Source organism: Pseudoflavonifractor sp. MSJ-37 (assembly GCF_018917965.1).
In the GTDB taxonomy this organism is placed as follows: domain Bacteria; phylum Bacillota; class Clostridia; order Oscillospirales; family Oscillospiraceae; genus Pseudoflavonifractor_A.
Map to the genome: position 1 here is coordinate 128,395 of NZ_JAHLPP010000005.1, position 15,803 is coordinate 144,197.

At 65.4% G+C, this 15,803-nt stretch carries 22 protein-coding genes; 6 read left to right on the forward strand and 16 right to left on the reverse strand.

Annotated features, from left to right (window positions below; translation table 11 throughout):
• Genes KQI12_RS10430 through KQI12_RS10505 form a run of 16 tightly spaced genes read right to left on the reverse strand, consistent with a single transcriptional unit; the run spans position 1 to position 10,515 of the window.
• Positions 1 to 948, reverse strand: a complete 948-nt coding sequence (locus tag KQI12_RS10430) for a hypothetical protein (RefSeq protein ID WP_253291001.1) — start codon at positions 946 to 948, stop codon at positions 1 to 3.
• A complete protein-coding gene (locus tag KQI12_RS10435) occupies positions 945 to 1,520 on the reverse strand; it encodes a LysM peptidoglycan-binding domain-containing protein (RefSeq protein ID WP_216573151.1) in 576 nt (191 codons plus the stop codon). Before KQI12_RS10435 ends, KQI12_RS10430 begins: the two co-directional genes overlap by 4 nt.
• 38 nt (positions 1,521 to 1,558) lie before the next feature.
• Entirely contained in the window at positions 1,559 to 2,206 is a 648-nt protein-coding gene (locus tag KQI12_RS10440; protein ID WP_216573153.1) for a hypothetical protein, read from the reverse strand.
• On the reverse strand, positions 2,203 to 2,460 hold the full coding sequence (locus tag KQI12_RS10445; protein WP_371818017.1) for a molybdopterin oxidoreductase: 258 nt from the start codon (positions 2,458 to 2,460) through the stop codon (positions 2,203 to 2,205). The genes KQI12_RS10440 and KQI12_RS10445 overlap by 4 nt, the downstream gene beginning before the upstream one ends.
• Entirely contained in the window at positions 2,454 to 2,786 is a 333-nt protein-coding gene (locus KQI12_RS10450; RefSeq protein ID WP_253291003.1) for a hypothetical protein, read from the reverse strand. Before KQI12_RS10450 ends, KQI12_RS10445 begins: the two co-directional genes overlap by 7 nt.
• Positions 2,783 to 3,172 (reverse strand): hypothetical protein, encoded by a 390-nt coding sequence (locus tag KQI12_RS10455; protein ID WP_216573154.1) that lies wholly within the window; start codon positions 3,170 to 3,172, stop codon positions 2,783 to 2,785. The genes KQI12_RS10450 and KQI12_RS10455 overlap by 4 nt, the downstream gene beginning before the upstream one ends.
• Before the next feature lie 16 nt (positions 3,173 to 3,188).
• A complete protein-coding gene (locus tag KQI12_RS10460; RefSeq protein WP_253291004.1) occupies positions 3,189 to 4,226 on the reverse strand; it encodes a phage tail sheath subtilisin-like domain-containing protein in 1,038 nt (345 codons plus the stop codon).
• The gene (locus KQI12_RS10465) at positions 4,223 to 4,729 is read right to left on the reverse strand and encodes a hypothetical protein (RefSeq protein WP_216573158.1); all 507 of its coding nucleotides are present in this window, start codon (positions 4,727 to 4,729) and stop codon (positions 4,223 to 4,225) included. Before KQI12_RS10465 ends, KQI12_RS10460 begins: the two co-directional genes overlap by 4 nt.
• Positions 4,730 to 4,731: 2 nt before the next feature.
• Entirely contained in the window at positions 4,732 to 5,043 is a 312-nt protein-coding gene (locus KQI12_RS10470; RefSeq protein WP_216573160.1) for a hypothetical protein, read from the reverse strand.
• Complete coding sequence (locus KQI12_RS10475) at positions 5,040 to 5,390, reverse strand: hypothetical protein (RefSeq protein ID WP_253291006.1); 351 nt, start codon at positions 5,388 to 5,390, stop codon at positions 5,040 to 5,042. The genes KQI12_RS10470 and KQI12_RS10475 overlap by 4 nt, the downstream gene beginning before the upstream one ends.
• Before the next feature lie 16 nt (positions 5,391 to 5,406).
• A complete protein-coding gene (locus KQI12_RS10480) occupies positions 5,407 to 6,435 on the reverse strand; it encodes a phage major capsid protein (RefSeq protein ID WP_216573162.1) in 1,029 nt (342 codons plus the stop codon).
• Between the two features lie 25 nt (positions 6,436 to 6,460).
• A complete protein-coding gene (locus KQI12_RS10485) occupies positions 6,461 to 6,802 on the reverse strand; it encodes a hypothetical protein (protein WP_216573163.1) in 342 nt (113 codons plus the stop codon).
• A gap of 23 nt (positions 6,803 to 6,825) precedes the next feature.
• Entirely contained in the window at positions 6,826 to 7,761 is a 936-nt protein-coding gene (locus KQI12_RS10490) for a hypothetical protein (protein WP_216573165.1), read from the reverse strand.
• 12 nt (positions 7,762 to 7,773) lie between these two features.
• A complete protein-coding gene (locus KQI12_RS10495; RefSeq protein WP_216573167.1) occupies positions 7,774 to 8,940 on the reverse strand; it encodes a phage portal protein in 1,167 nt (388 codons plus the stop codon).
• A gap of 16 nt (positions 8,941 to 8,956) precedes the next feature.
• The gene (locus KQI12_RS10500; protein WP_216573168.1) at positions 8,957 to 10,213 is read right to left on the reverse strand and encodes a PBSX family phage terminase large subunit; all 1,257 of its coding nucleotides are present in this window, start codon (positions 10,211 to 10,213) and stop codon (positions 8,957 to 8,959) included.
• Entirely contained in the window at positions 10,210 to 10,515 is a 306-nt protein-coding gene (locus KQI12_RS10505) for an XRE family transcriptional regulator (protein WP_216573170.1), read from the reverse strand. The genes KQI12_RS10500 and KQI12_RS10505 overlap by 4 nt, the downstream gene beginning before the upstream one ends.
• A gap of 319 nt (positions 10,516 to 10,834) precedes the next feature.
• Here KQI12_RS10505 and KQI12_RS10510 point away from each other — a divergent pair, with 319 nt between their 5' ends.
• From KQI12_RS10510 to ttdB, 6 genes are all read left to right on the forward strand, one after another.
• Positions 10,835 to 11,605: a helix-turn-helix transcriptional regulator gene (locus KQI12_RS10510; RefSeq protein ID WP_216573172.1), complete on the forward strand. Its 771-nt coding sequence runs from the start codon at positions 10,835 to 10,837 to the stop codon at positions 11,603 to 11,605.
• A 134-nt stretch (positions 11,606 to 11,739) separates the two neighbouring features.
• Positions 11,740 to 12,309 carry a hypothetical protein gene (locus tag KQI12_RS10515; protein WP_216573174.1) on the forward strand — a complete coding sequence of 190 codons (570 nt, stop codon included), beginning with the start codon at positions 11,740 to 11,742 and terminating at the stop codon, positions 12,307 to 12,309.
• A gap of 401 nt (positions 12,310 to 12,710) precedes the next feature.
• The gene (locus tag KQI12_RS10520) at positions 12,711 to 13,286 is read left to right on the forward strand and encodes a GntR family transcriptional regulator (RefSeq protein ID WP_216573176.1); all 576 of its coding nucleotides are present in this window, start codon (positions 12,711 to 12,713) and stop codon (positions 13,284 to 13,286) included.
• Complete coding sequence (locus tag KQI12_RS10525) at positions 13,283 to 13,939, forward strand: GntR family transcriptional regulator (protein WP_216573177.1); 657 nt, start codon at positions 13,283 to 13,285, stop codon at positions 13,937 to 13,939. Before KQI12_RS10520 ends, KQI12_RS10525 begins: the two co-directional genes overlap by 4 nt.
• Positions 13,940 to 14,253: 314 nt before the next feature.
• Complete coding sequence (gene ttdA, locus KQI12_RS10530) at positions 14,254 to 15,153, forward strand: L(+)-tartrate dehydratase subunit alpha (protein ID WP_216573179.1); 900 nt, start codon at positions 14,254 to 14,256, stop codon at positions 15,151 to 15,153.
• Positions 15,153 to 15,785 (forward strand): L(+)-tartrate dehydratase subunit beta, encoded by a 633-nt coding sequence (gene ttdB, locus KQI12_RS10535; protein ID WP_216573181.1) that lies wholly within the window; start codon positions 15,153 to 15,155, stop codon positions 15,783 to 15,785. Before ttdA ends, ttdB begins: the two co-directional genes overlap by 1 nt.
• Positions 15,786 to 15,803 lie beyond the last annotated feature (18 nt).

Genomic DNA, 15,803 nt, shown 5'->3' on the forward strand with positions numbered 1-15,803 from the left:
TCATCCTCCTCTCTCCGTCAGCTCCAGGGCGGTATAGGCCCCTCCGCGGCCCACGCCCGTCTCACAGGACCGTACCCGCCAGCTCCCGCGGAGCCTGGGCCGCTCCAGCCGGAGCTCCACCCAGTCTCCCACCCGTGCGGCCCAGGTCTGCGCCAGCCGCAGGTTCAGCACCGTTTCCTCCTCAGAGGACCGCGCGATCTGATAGGCCCCGCTGTACCGCATGGCCTCGTATCCGGTCTTTTGGGGCAGGACCATCACCTTCCGCCGCTGTCCGCCTCTCTGGAGGAAGGCCCCGTTGGACACCAGGTGCCGCTCCGTGCCCGCCCGATCCCGGACCACCACCTGGGACAGGACTCCGTACCGCTTCTGGCTGAGGCCCGCGGACAGCACCGGGCTCTTCCCGTCCACGATGTGCCGGGTCCCGTCCTGCCAGCCGTCCAGCCGCAGGCGGCCCCATTCGTCGCACCAGGGCTCCACCCCATGGCAGTACCGCGCGAAGCGATACAGCACCGCCCATTCGCTCTCGCCGCTGGACACGGAGAAGCCCGTCACCGGGGCCAGCCCCGCGCCGCCCACCGTTTGGATGCCATAGGGCTCCGCATGGTCCCGCAGGAGCTCTCCCACCGTGGCGGTCTGATACTCGGTCCCCTCGGCCTCATTGTCCAGCAGGAGGGCAGCCATGCCCCGGCCATGGATGGTCAGCCGGGCCCCGTTCCCATCCCAGACCGTCTCCGCCTCGTCCACCACGCCGGTGAAGCGCCGCTGTCCCCCCTCCTGAGCGGCGAAGCGGACCGCGTCCGCCAGCACCGCCGCCGCGGCCTCGTTCCAGATACAGCCGACGGAGAAGCTGTCGCAGGGAGTCCCCATGCCATAGCGGAAGGTCCACTCCAGCGTCCGGGGCAGGGCCAGGCGTTTCCCGTCCCAGGTCTCCAGCCAGCACTCCATCATCCCACCCGCACCTTCTCTCCCGCCAGGATCAGATTGGGGTTCTTGATCTGAGGGTTGCGTCCGATCAGCTCCGTCAGGCTCATCCCATAGCTCCGGGCGATGCTCCACAGGCTCTCGCCCCGCCGGATGGTGTGCCATGTGCCGCTCCCGGCCGGGCCGGTGCCGGGACCGGAGCCTCCTCCGGTCCCACCGGTCCCGGTCCGCGCCGTCTCGGTCCGCAGGCTGTCCTCATAGCCGTCATAGCTCTCCCAGAAGGCGAAGGCATAGCGCACATAGTCCTTCCGGGGCTCCTGCCGCAGAGAGAGTTCGGCGAAGTAGGCGTTTGCGCACTGCCACACCGGGTGGATCAGGAGCCCTGGTCCCTCCCGGTAGAACACCGCCGCCAGCTGTTGGAACTGCCGGTAGGCCTCCGGCCCGATGAACTCCCCCTCGCCCCGCATGACCCGCCGGGTGGGGCCCAGGTCCTGGAGGTGATAGCGCCCGAAGGGCACCTTGTCCACCGCCAGCACCCGCTCGTACTCGATCGTATACCACCTTGGATTGTGCGGCCAGGTGAAATCCTTATACCGCATAGGACTCAACATCCTGCCTCTCCACTCCTCTCTGCCTCTCAATAGACCGGTCCGGTCCCGTCATACCGGCGGGCGTCCCGCTGGAAGGTCCGGTCCAGCTCCTCCGCCCCCAGCGCCGGATAGTCCGGTCCCCGGTCCGGCATTCCAGACGTGCGCATCGTCCCCCGGTCTCTCCGGGCATAGTCCGCCGCGGCCCGGGCCGCCCGAAGGGCCTGATAGATCTCCGCCGCGCTCCCGGCGGCGGTCCGGGACTGTCCCGTGACCGGCTCCTCCGATCCAGATACCTCTCTTGAGACCTCTGCTTTCCGGAGCCGCTCCGCCGTCCGGCGGGCCGTCTCTCCCGCCTCGTCCCACGCTCCGCGTACATCCCGGCCCGCCGCCACCGCCCGGACGATCCACCGGGCCCGATCTGGGGCCTCCAGCCCCTCGTCCACGGTATGTCCATCGGCTTCCGCCGCCTCTGACGCGCCGGGCGGGGCCGGAGATCCCTCCTGTCCCGCTGTCTCCACCGTTTCCCGGCGCGCCGGTCGAAACACGGTCCCTGCCGCCGGGTCCGGCGGCTCCTCCCGGTCCTCTTCCAGGCCGGGGAACGTCCTCTTTTTCCACATCACGGCCGTCTCCGGTGGGATCTCCCACACATCCTCCTCCGGCTCTCCGGTCAGCAGAGCCTCCAGATAGTCTGTCATCCCTTCGCCCCCCGGCTCAGTGTTCGGAACCGCTCCTCATCGAAGGCGGCGTTCTGACCACAGTCTCCATGCACGGCCTGCCCGCCGCACACGGGGCAGCGTCCCTCCTCCGCCTCCGCCCGGCAGACGGGACAGAGCCGGTCCAGCTCTTCCTCCTCGTCCAGCGTCATATGCCGGGCGCACCAGAGCAGGTCCTTCCCGCTCAGGCTCCTGGCCCGCTCCTCGTTGGGCAGGGCCCCGAAGGTCCTCAGCACGCGCCAGCGGAGCCGGTCGTCCGGCCCGTGCCGATGGCTTTTTTTGCGGCATCCACCTCTCCCCGGTCGAAGTCCGCCCATCGGGCCGCCAGCGCCCCGATCTCCCGGGCCGTGAAGGCCGCCAGCACCGCCGTGCCATCCTGGAATTCCGGCGCGCCGTCCCGCTCCAATGCCCGGGCCAGCAGGCAGGCGTTGGCGCACAGGGCGCGCTCTGCCTCGTCTGCCATCAGGCCCGCCGCCTCCCGGCGGGCCTCCAGCGTCTCCTTCGCGCTCAGGAGCCGGAGGGAACGCCCGCCCTCCAGCTCCAGCTGTCCCGCCCGGCTCATGCGGCGGTCTCGATGCGCTTGGCCGCCACGATGGTCACTTTCTCCACCACCATGGCGCTCAAAGCGCCGGTCTCGCTGATCGCGCTCCACTGACAGCCGGAATAGATGATCTTCCGGTCCGGCTTGCAGATCACCAGGCTGAAATCCTCCAGTTCATGGAAGTCGATGCCGTCCCGGATGGCCTCATCGGTGGCATAGAGCCTCGTCAGCTCCAGCACATGGGTCCGCTGGCCAGGGATGGTGGCCACCGGCTCGTCCTCGCCGAAGGCTTCCACCGTCTGGCTGGTCTTGGTGCTCCGGGCGGAGTAGCTCTGCACCACCGCCACCTTCCTGCCGTCCACCTCCAGATAGATGTCACTGCTGGTGGGGAACCGCTTCATCTCCATCTCGTTTCCTCCTCTCTCACACCGTGATGTGGGCCTGGATCCAGATCTGACTCAGGCCGTGGGCCACTTGGAAGGCGAATCCCACCACGCAGACGGTGGGGTCCTCCTGGTCGGCCTGTGCGGTCACGCCGCTGTATCCGCTGATGATCTCCTTCTGGAGCTTGTTCTCCAGCTCCAGCACCACCTGCGAACGGACCGCGCCCCGGCTCTGCTCCGTGTTCTTGGCCCGGCGGAACTTGGCCCGCAGGGCGTTCCGCACCGCTGGGACCACATCGTCCACCACCCGGATGGTGGTCAGCTCCCTCCAGGTGGTGTCCGACGCGCCGCCGGTCTTGGTCCGGGTGGTGACGCCCCGCACCACGGAGCACACACCTCCGCTCTCCTCCACCGGAGTGACGCCTGCCCGGACCAGCGTATCGATCTCGTTGTCGCCATAGGCAGCCGTGAGGCTGTCCACACCTTTCAGCTCCGCGCCGCCCAGGGGCACCGCCGGATCGCTCTCCCCGGCGACCGCGCCCGCCACGGCGGCGGCCAGCTCGGCCCCGTCCCCGCCGGAGACGGCGGGGCCCACCAGCACCACCCGCTCGGAGTTCAGCGCCTGGGCCCGCTTGGCCAGGGCCTCCACGCTCTCCGCGCCGCCGCTGACGACACAGATCCGCTCCCGCCGTGCCTCGGAGGCCTCTGTCACGCTCTGGCGCAGGCTCTGCTGGACGCTCTGGTCCGTGCTGTCGCACACTACCACCGCCAGCCCCTCCTGGGCCGCCAGCAGGGCGAAGGCCGCCTCATAGCTCCCCTCCTCCGCCACCGGCACCGCGCAGACCTCCGCCGCGCCGTTCTGGAAGAGGAGCTTCACCAGCTTCGTGATGCCCTCCTGCTCACCAAAGGTGCTCACTGCCTCCTCATACCGGCTCAGCCGGCAGAGCTCGTCCGCTTTGCCGGTCCCGCATCTGGCCGCCAGGCCCACGGCCGCGCCGCTCCTCCCAGCGCTGACCACCGTAGACGCGTCATAGGAGGAGTACACCCCCGGACGCTCATGCTCAGTCCCTCTGCTCAATGTTCCACCGCTCCTTTCACCCAAAAGTCCAGGAAGGCGCCGCCCTCCTCCGCCGCCGCGTACAGATAGGCGGAGCATACCGCCTCCACGGGACAGCGCCAGCGTCCCGCCGTCCGGTCATAGTCCGTCTCTCCGCAGGCGAGCCGCTCGATCCGCAGACCGTCCGGCCCGCCGCTTTGGAGGGCTCCGGCCAGGCGGTCGAAGGCCCTCCGGATCTGTTCCTCGCCCCCCTGCTCTCCCGTCCCGGCCCACAGGTCCAGCCCGAAGGTCACGGTCACATGCTTCCCGTAGAGCTCCTCCCACCGGCCGGACGTCTCGTTCCAGCGCTCGCCCAGATAGTCCCGGAAGCCGCCGCTCTCCCCCTCGCAGCTCCGGAGGGAGACCGCCGCCACCGCGCCCCTGGCCGCCGCTCTGGGCCGCTCCGGCCAGGCGGTGATGGCCGGGACGCCGTTCCCGTTCAGATAGTCCGCCATCCGCTCCCGGATGTCATCCAGTCCCGCCATGCTCACGCCTCCTCGTCCTCCGGCCGCAGGATGGCCCACCAGTGGGAGGTCCGTGCCCCCACCTGGATGGGCTGTCCGCCGCACACCCGGTACCGTTCTCCCCGGCTCTCCACCCGTTCGCCGCACCGGAGCGCCAGCTCCGGCCCGCTCAGGCACAAAAAGCGGTCGGTCCGCCGGCGGCCCAGCGGCGAGGGCATCTCCTGCTCCGTCCGCTCCAAAATGGGCTGGAGGAACACCAGTCCCTCCCCGCCGCTCTCCCGGGTCAGCGTCTGTCCATACCGCCGCAGGATGCCGTTCAGCACGTTCCCTGTCATCCCCTCACCCCCCGGAAGGAGAAGCCGTCGTCCCGGAGCCATCGCCCCAGGACCCGCTCCGCCTGTTCCCGATACCAGCCGCTCCGGTCCCCCTGCGCGCACTGGATCGTCAGGTCCCCGGCGGAGAAGCGCTCCACGCCGCCCCGGCTCCCCTCCAGACCGGCCAGGGCCAGCCAGGCCGCCGCCAGCGGGAAGGCCGTGCCGCACGTCTCCGGGGCCGCCCCCTCTCTCAGCCGGGCCGCCAGCTCCTCCTCTGCCGCCCGGCACAGGGTCCGCAGGAGAGGGATCTCACCCTCTCCCGCGTCGCCCAGCAGGCGGGCCAGCTCCAGGCTCTTCTCGTCCTCCATGCCCGCTCCTCTCTCCTTAGACCTTCAGCACCTTGGCCGCGTCGGGGAAGAGCTTGGCGAAGCCGCTGATGCTGGTGATGGCGGCCCGCTCCAGCTGTCGGTCGATCAGCTTGTCGTACTCCACCATCACGTCGCTGCCCTGGACCATCTCCAGGGCATAGTTCCGGTCCAGACCGATCATGCGTCCGGCACTCAGAGCGGAGGTCCGCAGGAGCTTGGCCCCCAGAGGGGTGGTCAGCCGGCCGGTGCCTTGGAAATTCAGGCCGGTCAGGGGATCCTGGAACTCTTTCATCTTCAGGAGCTGGCGCATCACGTCCCCGGACACCAGCAGGGTGTTCATCTCATAGGGGTCGAACTGGGACCAGAAGTCCACCAGCTCGTCATAGGTCAGGGTCCCCGCCTCTCCGCCGATGGGGCTGGTGCCCACGGAGAGGACCTGGGCGGCGTTCTCGTTGCCGTCGCCGTTCATGAGCACGTCGATCGCATCCTCCAGATGCATCCGGTTGATGTGGGCGCCGATCTGCCGCAGGGTCACGGAGAACAGGTCCAGCTTCTGGCAGCGCACGGCCTCGTAGGAGGCCACCAGCATCCGGCCCCGCTTGTGCAGGCGCACCAGGTCCTCTTTGGTCCGCACCACCGTCTGGGGGATGGCTGCGCCCTCGGCCACATGACGGAGGTCCTTGTCCTTCTTCTGGGGCACCGAGGTGATCGAGCGGTAGTCCATGCCCTCGAAGCGGGTCACGGCGGCGGTGATGTGGGGCAGCAGGTCGCTCTCCTCCATGCCCTGCCGCACCGCGCGGGCGATGTATTCGGGGAAGAGCACCGCCGACTGGGAGGTGGCGAAGAACTTCTCCACCACGTCGCTGCCGGCGCCCTTCACCTTGATGTCGAAGCGCTTGAGCTGGCGCTGATAGGCGTCCAGCCCCTCCAGTGCGGTGCCCTTGTACTGCTCGGAGGGGTCCTCCCGCTCCAGCACCTGGGTGAAGGAGCGGCCCGCCTCGTTGTACATCCCCTTCTCCAGCTTCAGATCCTTGTACTGACTCATCCTGTCCCTTCCTTTCCCGTATGTCTTAGAGGAGCACCGTCACGGTGCCCGCGGCACTGTCCGTGTCCGCCGCCAGATAGTCCCGTCCGGCGGTGCTGTCCTCCTTCATGCCGCCCTTGCCGTCAGCGGAGAGCTTGGCCCAGCCCGCCGTCACACCGGAGGCCGCCACAGCGGCGAAGCCCCGCACCTGCACGGAGGCGAAGCCGTTCTTGACCACCAGTGCCACACCGGCGATGGGGTCGCCGGCGGCGCAGGGGCCCACCCTGCCGTCGCCGGTGAGCTTCACCACCTGGCCCTCCTTGACGCCCTCCTCCGTCTCGAAGGTGGCCAGCACCTGTCCGATGCCCTCGAATGAGACCTGTTTCATCTCTACATCGCTCCTTTCTCGATTCAAATGCGGAACATCTCGTCGTCCGCGCCGCCTGCGGCCCGCTCCGTCTCGTAGCTGAGCTGGGTCCCGGCGGGCCAGAGCTCCTCCACCCGCTGTCCATAGGCCCGCTTCAGCGCGGTCAGCTCCGGCTCCTCCAGCCCGTCCGCGATCTTCCGCAGGGTCTCGCTCCGCAGGGTGGGCTCCGCCATGGCGCCCAGCCGGACCACCTCCTGCCGCAGGGCCGCCAGATAGCGGCGGCCCAGACCGGCCTCCTGCTCCAGCGTCTCCAGCTCCGCCCGGCAGGCGGGCTCCTTCCGTGCCAGGGCCCGCAGGCCGTCTGCGCCGCCCATGCTCTTGATGACCCCCGCCTTCCTCTGGGCGGGCACCGCCACGAAGGACCACTCATAGGCGTCCGAGGCCCCCTTCAGGTCGGCCCAGCACCGCTTGTCGCCATACAGGCGGCCCTTCACATGGACGCACCGCTCCCGGTCGTGGATGTCCTCGCCGCAGACCGAGCACACCGCCCGTTCCACCTGACAGCCCACGGACACCTCCCGCTTGATGCCGCCCTCGATCTCCCGGATCAGGTCCTTCGTGCGCTCCGTGCGGAGCATATAGGCCCAGCCCTTCAGATAGCAGTAGCCGTCTCCCGCACCGGTGCGCGCGTTCTCCTCCCGCACCAGCTCCGTCTTATAGATCCGGGCCACCTGCTCCCGGGCGCTCCACCGGTGGTCGAACACGCCGCACTTGCCCACGAAGAGCTTGGCCAGCTCCGCCAGCGTCTCCGCCGGGAAGCGCTCGCCGTCCCGGTCGATCTCGTTGTCGCACAGCCGCACCGCGAAGGTATATACCTCCTCCGCCGTCAGCTCCTTCCGGCTCTGGGCATGGATCAGGGCCAGGTCCTCTTCGCTCACTGTTCCCTGCTCGCCTACGGCCGCCGCCTTGCAGATCTCCATCTCGTTCCTCCTTCACTGCCCCCGTTCCGGGGCCTCGTTCTCCTGCCGGACCTTCTCCGCCTGCTGGCGGTAGAGCTCGGCTCTGGCCTCTTCCACCAGGTCCTGCAGATCCACCTCGTCCCAGTCCACCGTCACCTCCGGGTCGAAGCCGTGGACCCTCAGCCAGAGGCCACAGATCCGCTCCACCACCGGCTCCAGGCTCCGCCGGATGGTGGCGATCTCGCTGGTCATCATGTCGGCCTGCTGGGTGCTCATCCGTTCGGTGGAGGACCAGCTCAGGCCCAGCAGGAAGGGCGGGATGCCGGTCCGGGCCACCAGCTGCTCCAGGATCTGCCGCACGGGCACCTCGCTGTCCAGCACCTGGTTGTCCGCTCCGATCACCTTGATGTCCACGTCGCCCACGGCCACGAAGTCCCGGACGGTGCCGTTCTTTCCCGCCTGCATGGCGGCGGACCACTCTCGGGTGATCTGCTCGGACCGCTCCTGGGCCCAGGCCCGCTCCAGCCCGTCGCTCCCGGGCTTGTACACCACGGCGAAGCGCACGTTGCCCATCCTCTCCCAGTTCATGCCCATGGCCTGATAGATCTTCAGCAGGATCTCGGTCAGGAAGGGCATGGACCGCAGGAGGGACACCCCATAGGGGCTGTCGGTCTCCGGCTGGAAGGGCGTGAAGAGGAGCAGATCCTGATAGGGCAGCTCTACCACCTCTCCCGCCCGCCGGACGCACAGGGCGAACTCCAGAGGGCTGTCCCCCTCCCGGATCTCCACGTCCGCCGCGTTGCTGCACAACACGGCGGCCACCTCCCGCCGGTCCTGGCTCAGCACCATCTCCCCCACGGCCCGGCCACAGGTGAGCATGGAGTCCAGGTAGACGTCCAAAAAGGACTCGATTCCCCGCTGGCCCCGTCCGGTTGGCACCGTGCGGAGGAACCGCTGCAGGCCCGCCTCCGCCCGGGGATCTCCCGCCGTCACCTGCACGCCGCCCGCCAGCCGGATCAGCTTCAGGATGGCCGCGTCCACGATCGGGATGGCCTCCCGGATGCTCCGGTAGAGGGCGATCTCCCCGTTCCGCAGGGGCACATAGCCGCTCATGGCCCCGAAGGGGTGGCGGCTCTCCTCCCGGATCTGGATCTGGGGCGCCGGAGCGGTCTGCTTCCGGCGCCGTTCTGACCATATCATCTTTCTTCCTCTCCTCTCAAAACGCCTGCCGCTCCACATAGCCGCCCCGGAGGCAGCTCTCCCGCTCCCGCCGCTCGATCAGCGCCGCGAAGTAGCGGATGTCGTCCATGGCGTGGTCGAACTCCTTGCGCGGCCGGTCTCCCGGCGCTTTGGGATCCCAGCAGTACAGGGAGAACTCCCGGATGCTGTCCCGGCAGGACGGACCGATCACCAGCCGTCCGCGCCGCAGGAGCTCCGCCGTGATCCGGATGCCCCGGAGCACCTCGTTCTCCGCCTTGACCACCCGCCAGCCCTCCCGCCGCAGGGTCTCCAGGAAGCTGGCCGCCGAGGGGTCCACCACCACCCAGGCGATCTCCCGTCCCCCGGCCAGCCGGGCCAGATCGGCGGCGTATTCGCTGTCCGTCTTTTGCCTGCCCTCCCGCCGGGAGTCGTAGTAGTACTCCTCCACCCGGTACCACGCCCCGTCCCTCCGGCCCCACAGGCCGAAGGAGGCCGGGTTCACGGTCCCGTAGTCGCAGGAGATGCACCACTCCTCCATCTCCCCCTCCGGGGGCGAGCCGATCTGCTCCGGGCCGAAGAAGTCGTACACGGCGCCCTGGGCTCCCACCCATTCCCCCAGCACGAACCGCCGGTAGAAGGTCCCGCTGTACAGCCGCTGATACCGCTCCAGGATCTCCGGCCCCAGCGAGGGGTTGTCCTCCATGGTGAAGTGGAGGTACAGGGCCCGTCTCATCTCCCGCTTCCCGATCCACTCCCGGTAGAACCAGTGCTCCGGGCTGTCCGGGTTGCAGTTGAACCAGATCCGGCTGCCCTCCACGGAGCAACGGGCCAGGGCCTGCTCCACGAAGGACCGGGGCATCAGCGTCACCTCGTCCAGGAGCACCCCCGCCAGGGTCACGCCCTGGATCAGGGCGGCGCTCCCCTCGTCCTTGCCGCCGAAGAGGGCGAACCGGTTCTCCCGTCCTCCGAACCACACGCGGATCTCGTTCCGGCTCACCTTCTCCTCACACCGGAAGCCCAGCTCCCGCAGGGCGGGCAGCAGGGTTCCGATCAGGTTCCGCCGCAGAGCGCCCACGGTCTTGCCGCACAGGCCGAACTGCTGGCCGTCGAAGCTCCGCATGGCCCAGCAGAAGAAGGAGATCCCACAGCACAGGGTCTTGCCGCTGCGCACGGCCCCGTCGCAGATGATGGCCTCCCGGTCCCGCCAGGGGGACCCGGGGCACCACCAGCCCAGCACCTCCCGCTGTTTGGGGGAGAACCTGCGGAACCTCATCCCTGCTCCGCGCTCCCCTCATAGGCCCGGAAGAACTCCGCCGCCTTCCCCCGCTCGTCCTGTTTTTCCTCCAGCAGGCCCAGCAGGCGCTCCATGGTCTGGAGCGGGTCGTTGAGCTTCACCTCCACGCCGCCGTTGCCGCTCCGCTTCAGCTCCGAGAGCATCATCAGATCCATCTGGTCGATGGCCTCCACCTGCTCCCGGTCCAAAAAGGCCAGCTTCACGGCGTCGTTGGGCCGGCTCTTCGCCATGCTCCGGATCTGGTCGAGGATCTCCTTCCGATCCCGTTCCCGCTTGTTCATCTCGCGTCCATCACCTCATTTCACCCGTCGTCTCCCAAGCCTGAAAAGTAGGACGAAAACGTACATCTTTCCGAAAAAAAGAGAAAAAATTTTTTTGCAGCGGCCCCAAGCATCCTCCACAAATCGAATATTCGCCTTTATCATTCGATCATTCTTTGCGGACAGCAGAACCCATATTTTGGAATATTCTTCTTTTTTCAAGCATAAAAACAGGAAAAAAGTCCATGTGCAACCGTTGATTGCGCCCCATGTAACCCAAATGTGGTTTACTTTTCCATCAATATCCCGTATAGTCAGAGACACTAAAGAGGTGATATCGATGGAATTGAAAGATCGATTGACTGCCCTCCGGAAAGAGCGAGAGCTGTCTCAACTGGATGTAGCCGATGCCTTGGGTGTGACCCGTCAGGCCATCTCCCGCTGGGAGGTCGGCTCCTCTTTCCCTACCGTAGATAACTTGATCGCATTGAGCAAATTGTATCGCATTCCGATGGATATGCTCATCGGCAATATAGATGCTGTCCCTCCGCCTAATCCTCAAGAATCCTCTCCTTCTATAGAAGAGGAGGATGTACAAACGCCGCCCTCCACTGCATCTCGCAGCCATATGTTGAGCCGTCTCCTCGTTCCAGCCCTTATCGCCGCTATTTTCCTTTGGCTCGGCGTGTTCTGGATGCACCATTCTCGCTCTGATGTTTTGAAGCTTGCACATATGGAACGAAATACCTTTTCCTCCTCCGATCTCGAGATCGGTGATACGATCTATTTTGCCGATGACCCGACTGGCACCTACCCGGAGATCGATTCGATCGACTGGGATATCTCTTCTGACGGTGATGGGCTGAAACAAAATTCCAAACCGTTTTATCTGGAGTCCGATGGCACAGTCACGATCGCGTGTGTATCCGCTCCACTGGATACCGAGCTTGAATTCGGGCTGGTCGGGCCAGATGGTCTGTTCTACCACACTACTGTATATGGTACCAGCTTCCAGAAAACGATCCAGGTCCCGGAAAGCAGGCCTTACTATTTGATGTTCCAGAATCGGTCCAGTGATGTCGTCCGTATCCGAGGGCTCGTCTATTTTTAATATCCTGCTGTCATGTCCTCTCTTGATAGAATGTCATAAAGCCAATCAAACTTTGGAGGAAGAAAGGAGCATTTATCCCAATGAAAAAAAGAGCTATAAAGATCGGTCTCACTTGGTTCATGCTGGTATGCTGTATGGCACTCGATCTGTCCGCTTTTGCCGCTTCTAGACATATCGGCGATGCAATGAAAGCCGAATATCACGCTGAGTACATCCAAATCGCCCGGGAAGTCTCCAAGGAGACCGGGATCGACGTCTCCGTTCTCCCTATGGATGAGTTCAGTGATGAGGATTGGCGTACCCCTGACGAGTTCCGTGCTTTCATCACTGAGATCGCAAATTCCAAGATCGTCTGTGATGGATCTTATGATGGACCTCAGCCTTATTCCAGAGACTATACTACGAAAACGGCCTCTGTCGAAGCGGAGGGGCTCAAGTACACCATTTCCATCACGGGTTCTTTTGTGACTCAGCTCAACTCTTCTACCCACCGCCAGCACTTCGACAGCATCACTTCCATCACCTCCAGATCGACCAGCTCGACTGCCACTTGGACTCAGACCGGCTATACCGGCAAAATGATGGATGCGGCTCGCACCTATGCGATCACCGTATCCGGCAGACTGAAGGTCGGCGGAGCATTGTTCAGCAACAAACTCGCTTACGTGGAGTTCTACTGCAACAGCACCGGCGAGATCAGCTGATCGTTCTCTCAATACGACGATGACCCTTCTCTCTACAGAGCCTCTGTGGAGAGAAGGGTCATCTTTATAGCGGAAACACCGGCGTCTTCTACATCGATGTCAACTCTACGGAGGATCACGCTCTGGACGGTCTCATCACCGTTCGCACCGGGACGAAAGCAGGAGTCGGATATCCCTGGTGATCATTTTCGAGCACTAAAATATCGGTCGGACAGCCGTGCGTTCCCCCATCCGGATATGTCTCTTCCGGGTGGGGATTTCTTTATCGGGGGACCAGATTTCTTCCAGTCCACATACACGACACCCCCGTTCTTGTTTTACGCAAAAGGTCCCACCCCCTTGACTTCCCGCTTCATTCTGGATACAATATCACATATAGAATTTACACCAAGGAGGTCACCATGGGCCCTGTCACCATTTTGCCCCTGAAGGATCAGGTCGCCGCCGCCCTCCGGGCCGAGATCGTCTCTGGCCGGCTGGCCGATGGGGAAAAGCTTCGGCAAGAGGAGATCGCCGCCCGTCTGGGGGTCAGCCGCATCCCCGTCCGGGAGGCCCTCCAGCAGCTCCAGGCCGAGGGGCTCGTCCTCCGTCTGCCCAACCGCCACATCCGGGTGGTGGGGCTCGACACCCGCCGCCTGCGGCTCCACTGCTCCGCCCTGGCCGCACTGGAGGGGGAGCTGGTCGTCCAGGCCCTCCGGTCCGGACTGGAGCTCCCCGCCGACGCCGGCGGCAGTGCCCTCCACGCTGCCTTCGCCCAGGCGCTGGACGACCCCACCCTCTGTCAGCTCTTCCTCCAACAGCGCCGCGCCCTGTTCGAGACCGCGCTGGAGGCCTGTCCCTCCGCCCCCGGTCCGGCCCCGGAGCTGGACCGGGCCATCGTCCAGGCCCTCCGCGGTGGGGAGGCCCCTCTGCGGCAAGCGGTGCGGGACTATTACGATACCATGGCCGACTACATCGGAAAGGAGCTCGCCCTATGAACGCCCTCAGCCCCATCCATCTGCTCCCCGCCCGGGACCGGGTGGCCGCCGCTCTGCGGGAGGCCATCCTGAGCCATCAGCTCGCCCCCGGTCAGGAGCTGACTCTGAAGGACACCGCCGCCCTGCTGGGCGTCTCCGCCACCCCCATCCGGGAGGCTTTCCAGATCCTCTCCCGGGAGGGGCTGATCGAACTGCGCCCCAACCGGGGGGCCGTGGTCCTGGGCATGACGGAGAAGCGTCTCCGGGACCACTACGAGACCCGGGCCGCGCTGGAGCGGGCCGCCGCCATGGCGGTCTGCCGGAAAAACGCCGATCTGGCCCCGATCCGCCGGGCCTATGAGGAGGCCGCCGCCTCGCTGGCCCAGTCTGACAGCCGGCGCTACTCCGACCAGAACCAGGCCTTCCACATGGCCATCTGGACCGCCGCCGACAACGATCCGCTCCGTGAGCTCCTCTCCGGTCTCTGGAACGGCCTCTCCATGGGCCACAAGGTCACGCAGGAGCACTACGCCAAGCTCAGCATGGCGGAGCACGCCCAGATCTTGGAGGCTCTGGAGGCCCGGGATGCCCAGTGCTCCGGGGATCTGATGGAGGCGCATATCCTCCGCAGTCTGGACAACGTCCTGACCCATCTCCGGACAGACCGTCCCTGATCCGTCGATACCGCCAAAATGCCCCTCTGTTTTCCGGCAGGTCGCCGAAAGTGCGATCGGCCGCTTGACAGCGGGGCTGGCTGGTGTTATATTTGCCCCGTCAAATGGATACATTATCTAAGATATGATATCTGGCTCAGCAGCAGGATATCATTTCCCTTTCCCACCCTGTTCCATTTGAGGCACCGGCGGGGCGGAAGGATTTCTTCCCTTTTATTTTGGATACATTATCTGATATCAAAACAAAAAATCCTTCCGCCCTCTTCCAAAACCGTCAATTCTACTATATACTATATAGTCAGGAGGCCATTTTTATGGTAAAAAAGCAAGGCGTGAAACAGATGACTGACAAGATGGCGCGATTCGTCGCCTATGTCGGCAAAAAGCTCCCGGACGATGTGGAACAGAAGCTCGCGGAACTGCGCGCCCAGGAGACCTCCCCTCTGGCCGCCGCCATCTATGACACCATGGCCCACAATCAGAAGCTGGCCACGGAGCTGGACCGCCCCTGCTGTCAGGACACCGGCGTCCTACAGTTCTGGGTCAAGTGCGGCGTCCATTTCCCCCTGATCGGCGAGCTGGAGGCTCTGCTGAAGGAGGCCGTGGTCCGCGCCACCTTCGCCGCTCCTCTCCGCCACAACAGCGTGGAGACCTTCGATGAGGTCAACACCAAGCGCAACGTGGGCAAGGGCACTCCCACCGTGTTCTGGGACATCGTGCCCGAGGATGACCACTGTGAGATCTACACCTATATGGCCGGCGGCGGATGTACTCTCCCCGGCAAGGCCATGGTCCTCATGCCCGGCGCGGGCTATGAGGGCGTGACCAAGTTCGTCATGGACCAGATGACCAGCTACGGCATCAACGCCTGTCCTCCCCTGCTGGTGGGCGTGGGCGTGGCCACCAGCGTGGAGACCGCGGCCCTCCTCTCCAAGAAGGCCCTCATGCGTCCCCTGGGCTCCCACAACGCCAACCCCCGGGCCGCGGAGATGGAGAAGCTCCTGGAGGACGGTATCAACTCCATCGGTCTCGGTCCCCAGGGCATGAGCGGCAGGAACTCGGTGATGGGCGTCCACATCGAGAACACGGCCCGCCATCCCTCCGCCATCGGCGTGGCCGTCAATGTGGGCTGCTGGAGCCATCGGCGGGGCCATGTGGTGTTCGACAAGGATCTCAACGCGACGGTAACGACTCATTCGGGGGTGCAGCTGTAATGGTAGAGCTCAGGAACGGCAAGAAAGTTTTGGTCACGCCGGTCACGGCGGAGGACCTGGCCGACATCAAGATCGGCGACATCGTATATCTGGACGGGGATCTGATGGCCTGTCGGGACGTGGCCCATCGCCGCGTGGTGGAGGAGGGCCGTCCCCTCCCCTATGACGTGCGGGACAAGGCCATCTTCCACGCCGGCCCCATCGTCCGCCCCATCCCCGGGCAGGAGGACGCCTATGAGATGGTCTCCGTGGGCCCCACCACCAGCATGCGCATGGAGAAGTTCGAATACGAGTTCGTGCGGGAGACCGGCGTCCGCGTCCTCGTGGGCAAGGGCGGCATGGGCCCCAACACCGAGCGGGCCTGCCGGGAGTTCGGCGCGGTCCACTGCGTGTTCCCCGCCGGATGTGCCGTGGTGGCCGCCACCGAGGTAGAGCGTATCGCCGAGCACCACTGGGACGAGTTGGGCATGCCCGAGACCCTCTGGTGCTGTAAGGTGAAGGAGTTCGGTCCCCTGATCGTCTCCATCGACGCCTCCGGCGCCAACCTCTTCGAACAGAACAAGGTGGCCTTCAACGAGCGGAAGGACGCCGCCGCCGCTGAGATCTGCAAGCACGTCCGTTTCATCAAGTAGGACCCAAACATCCATTTA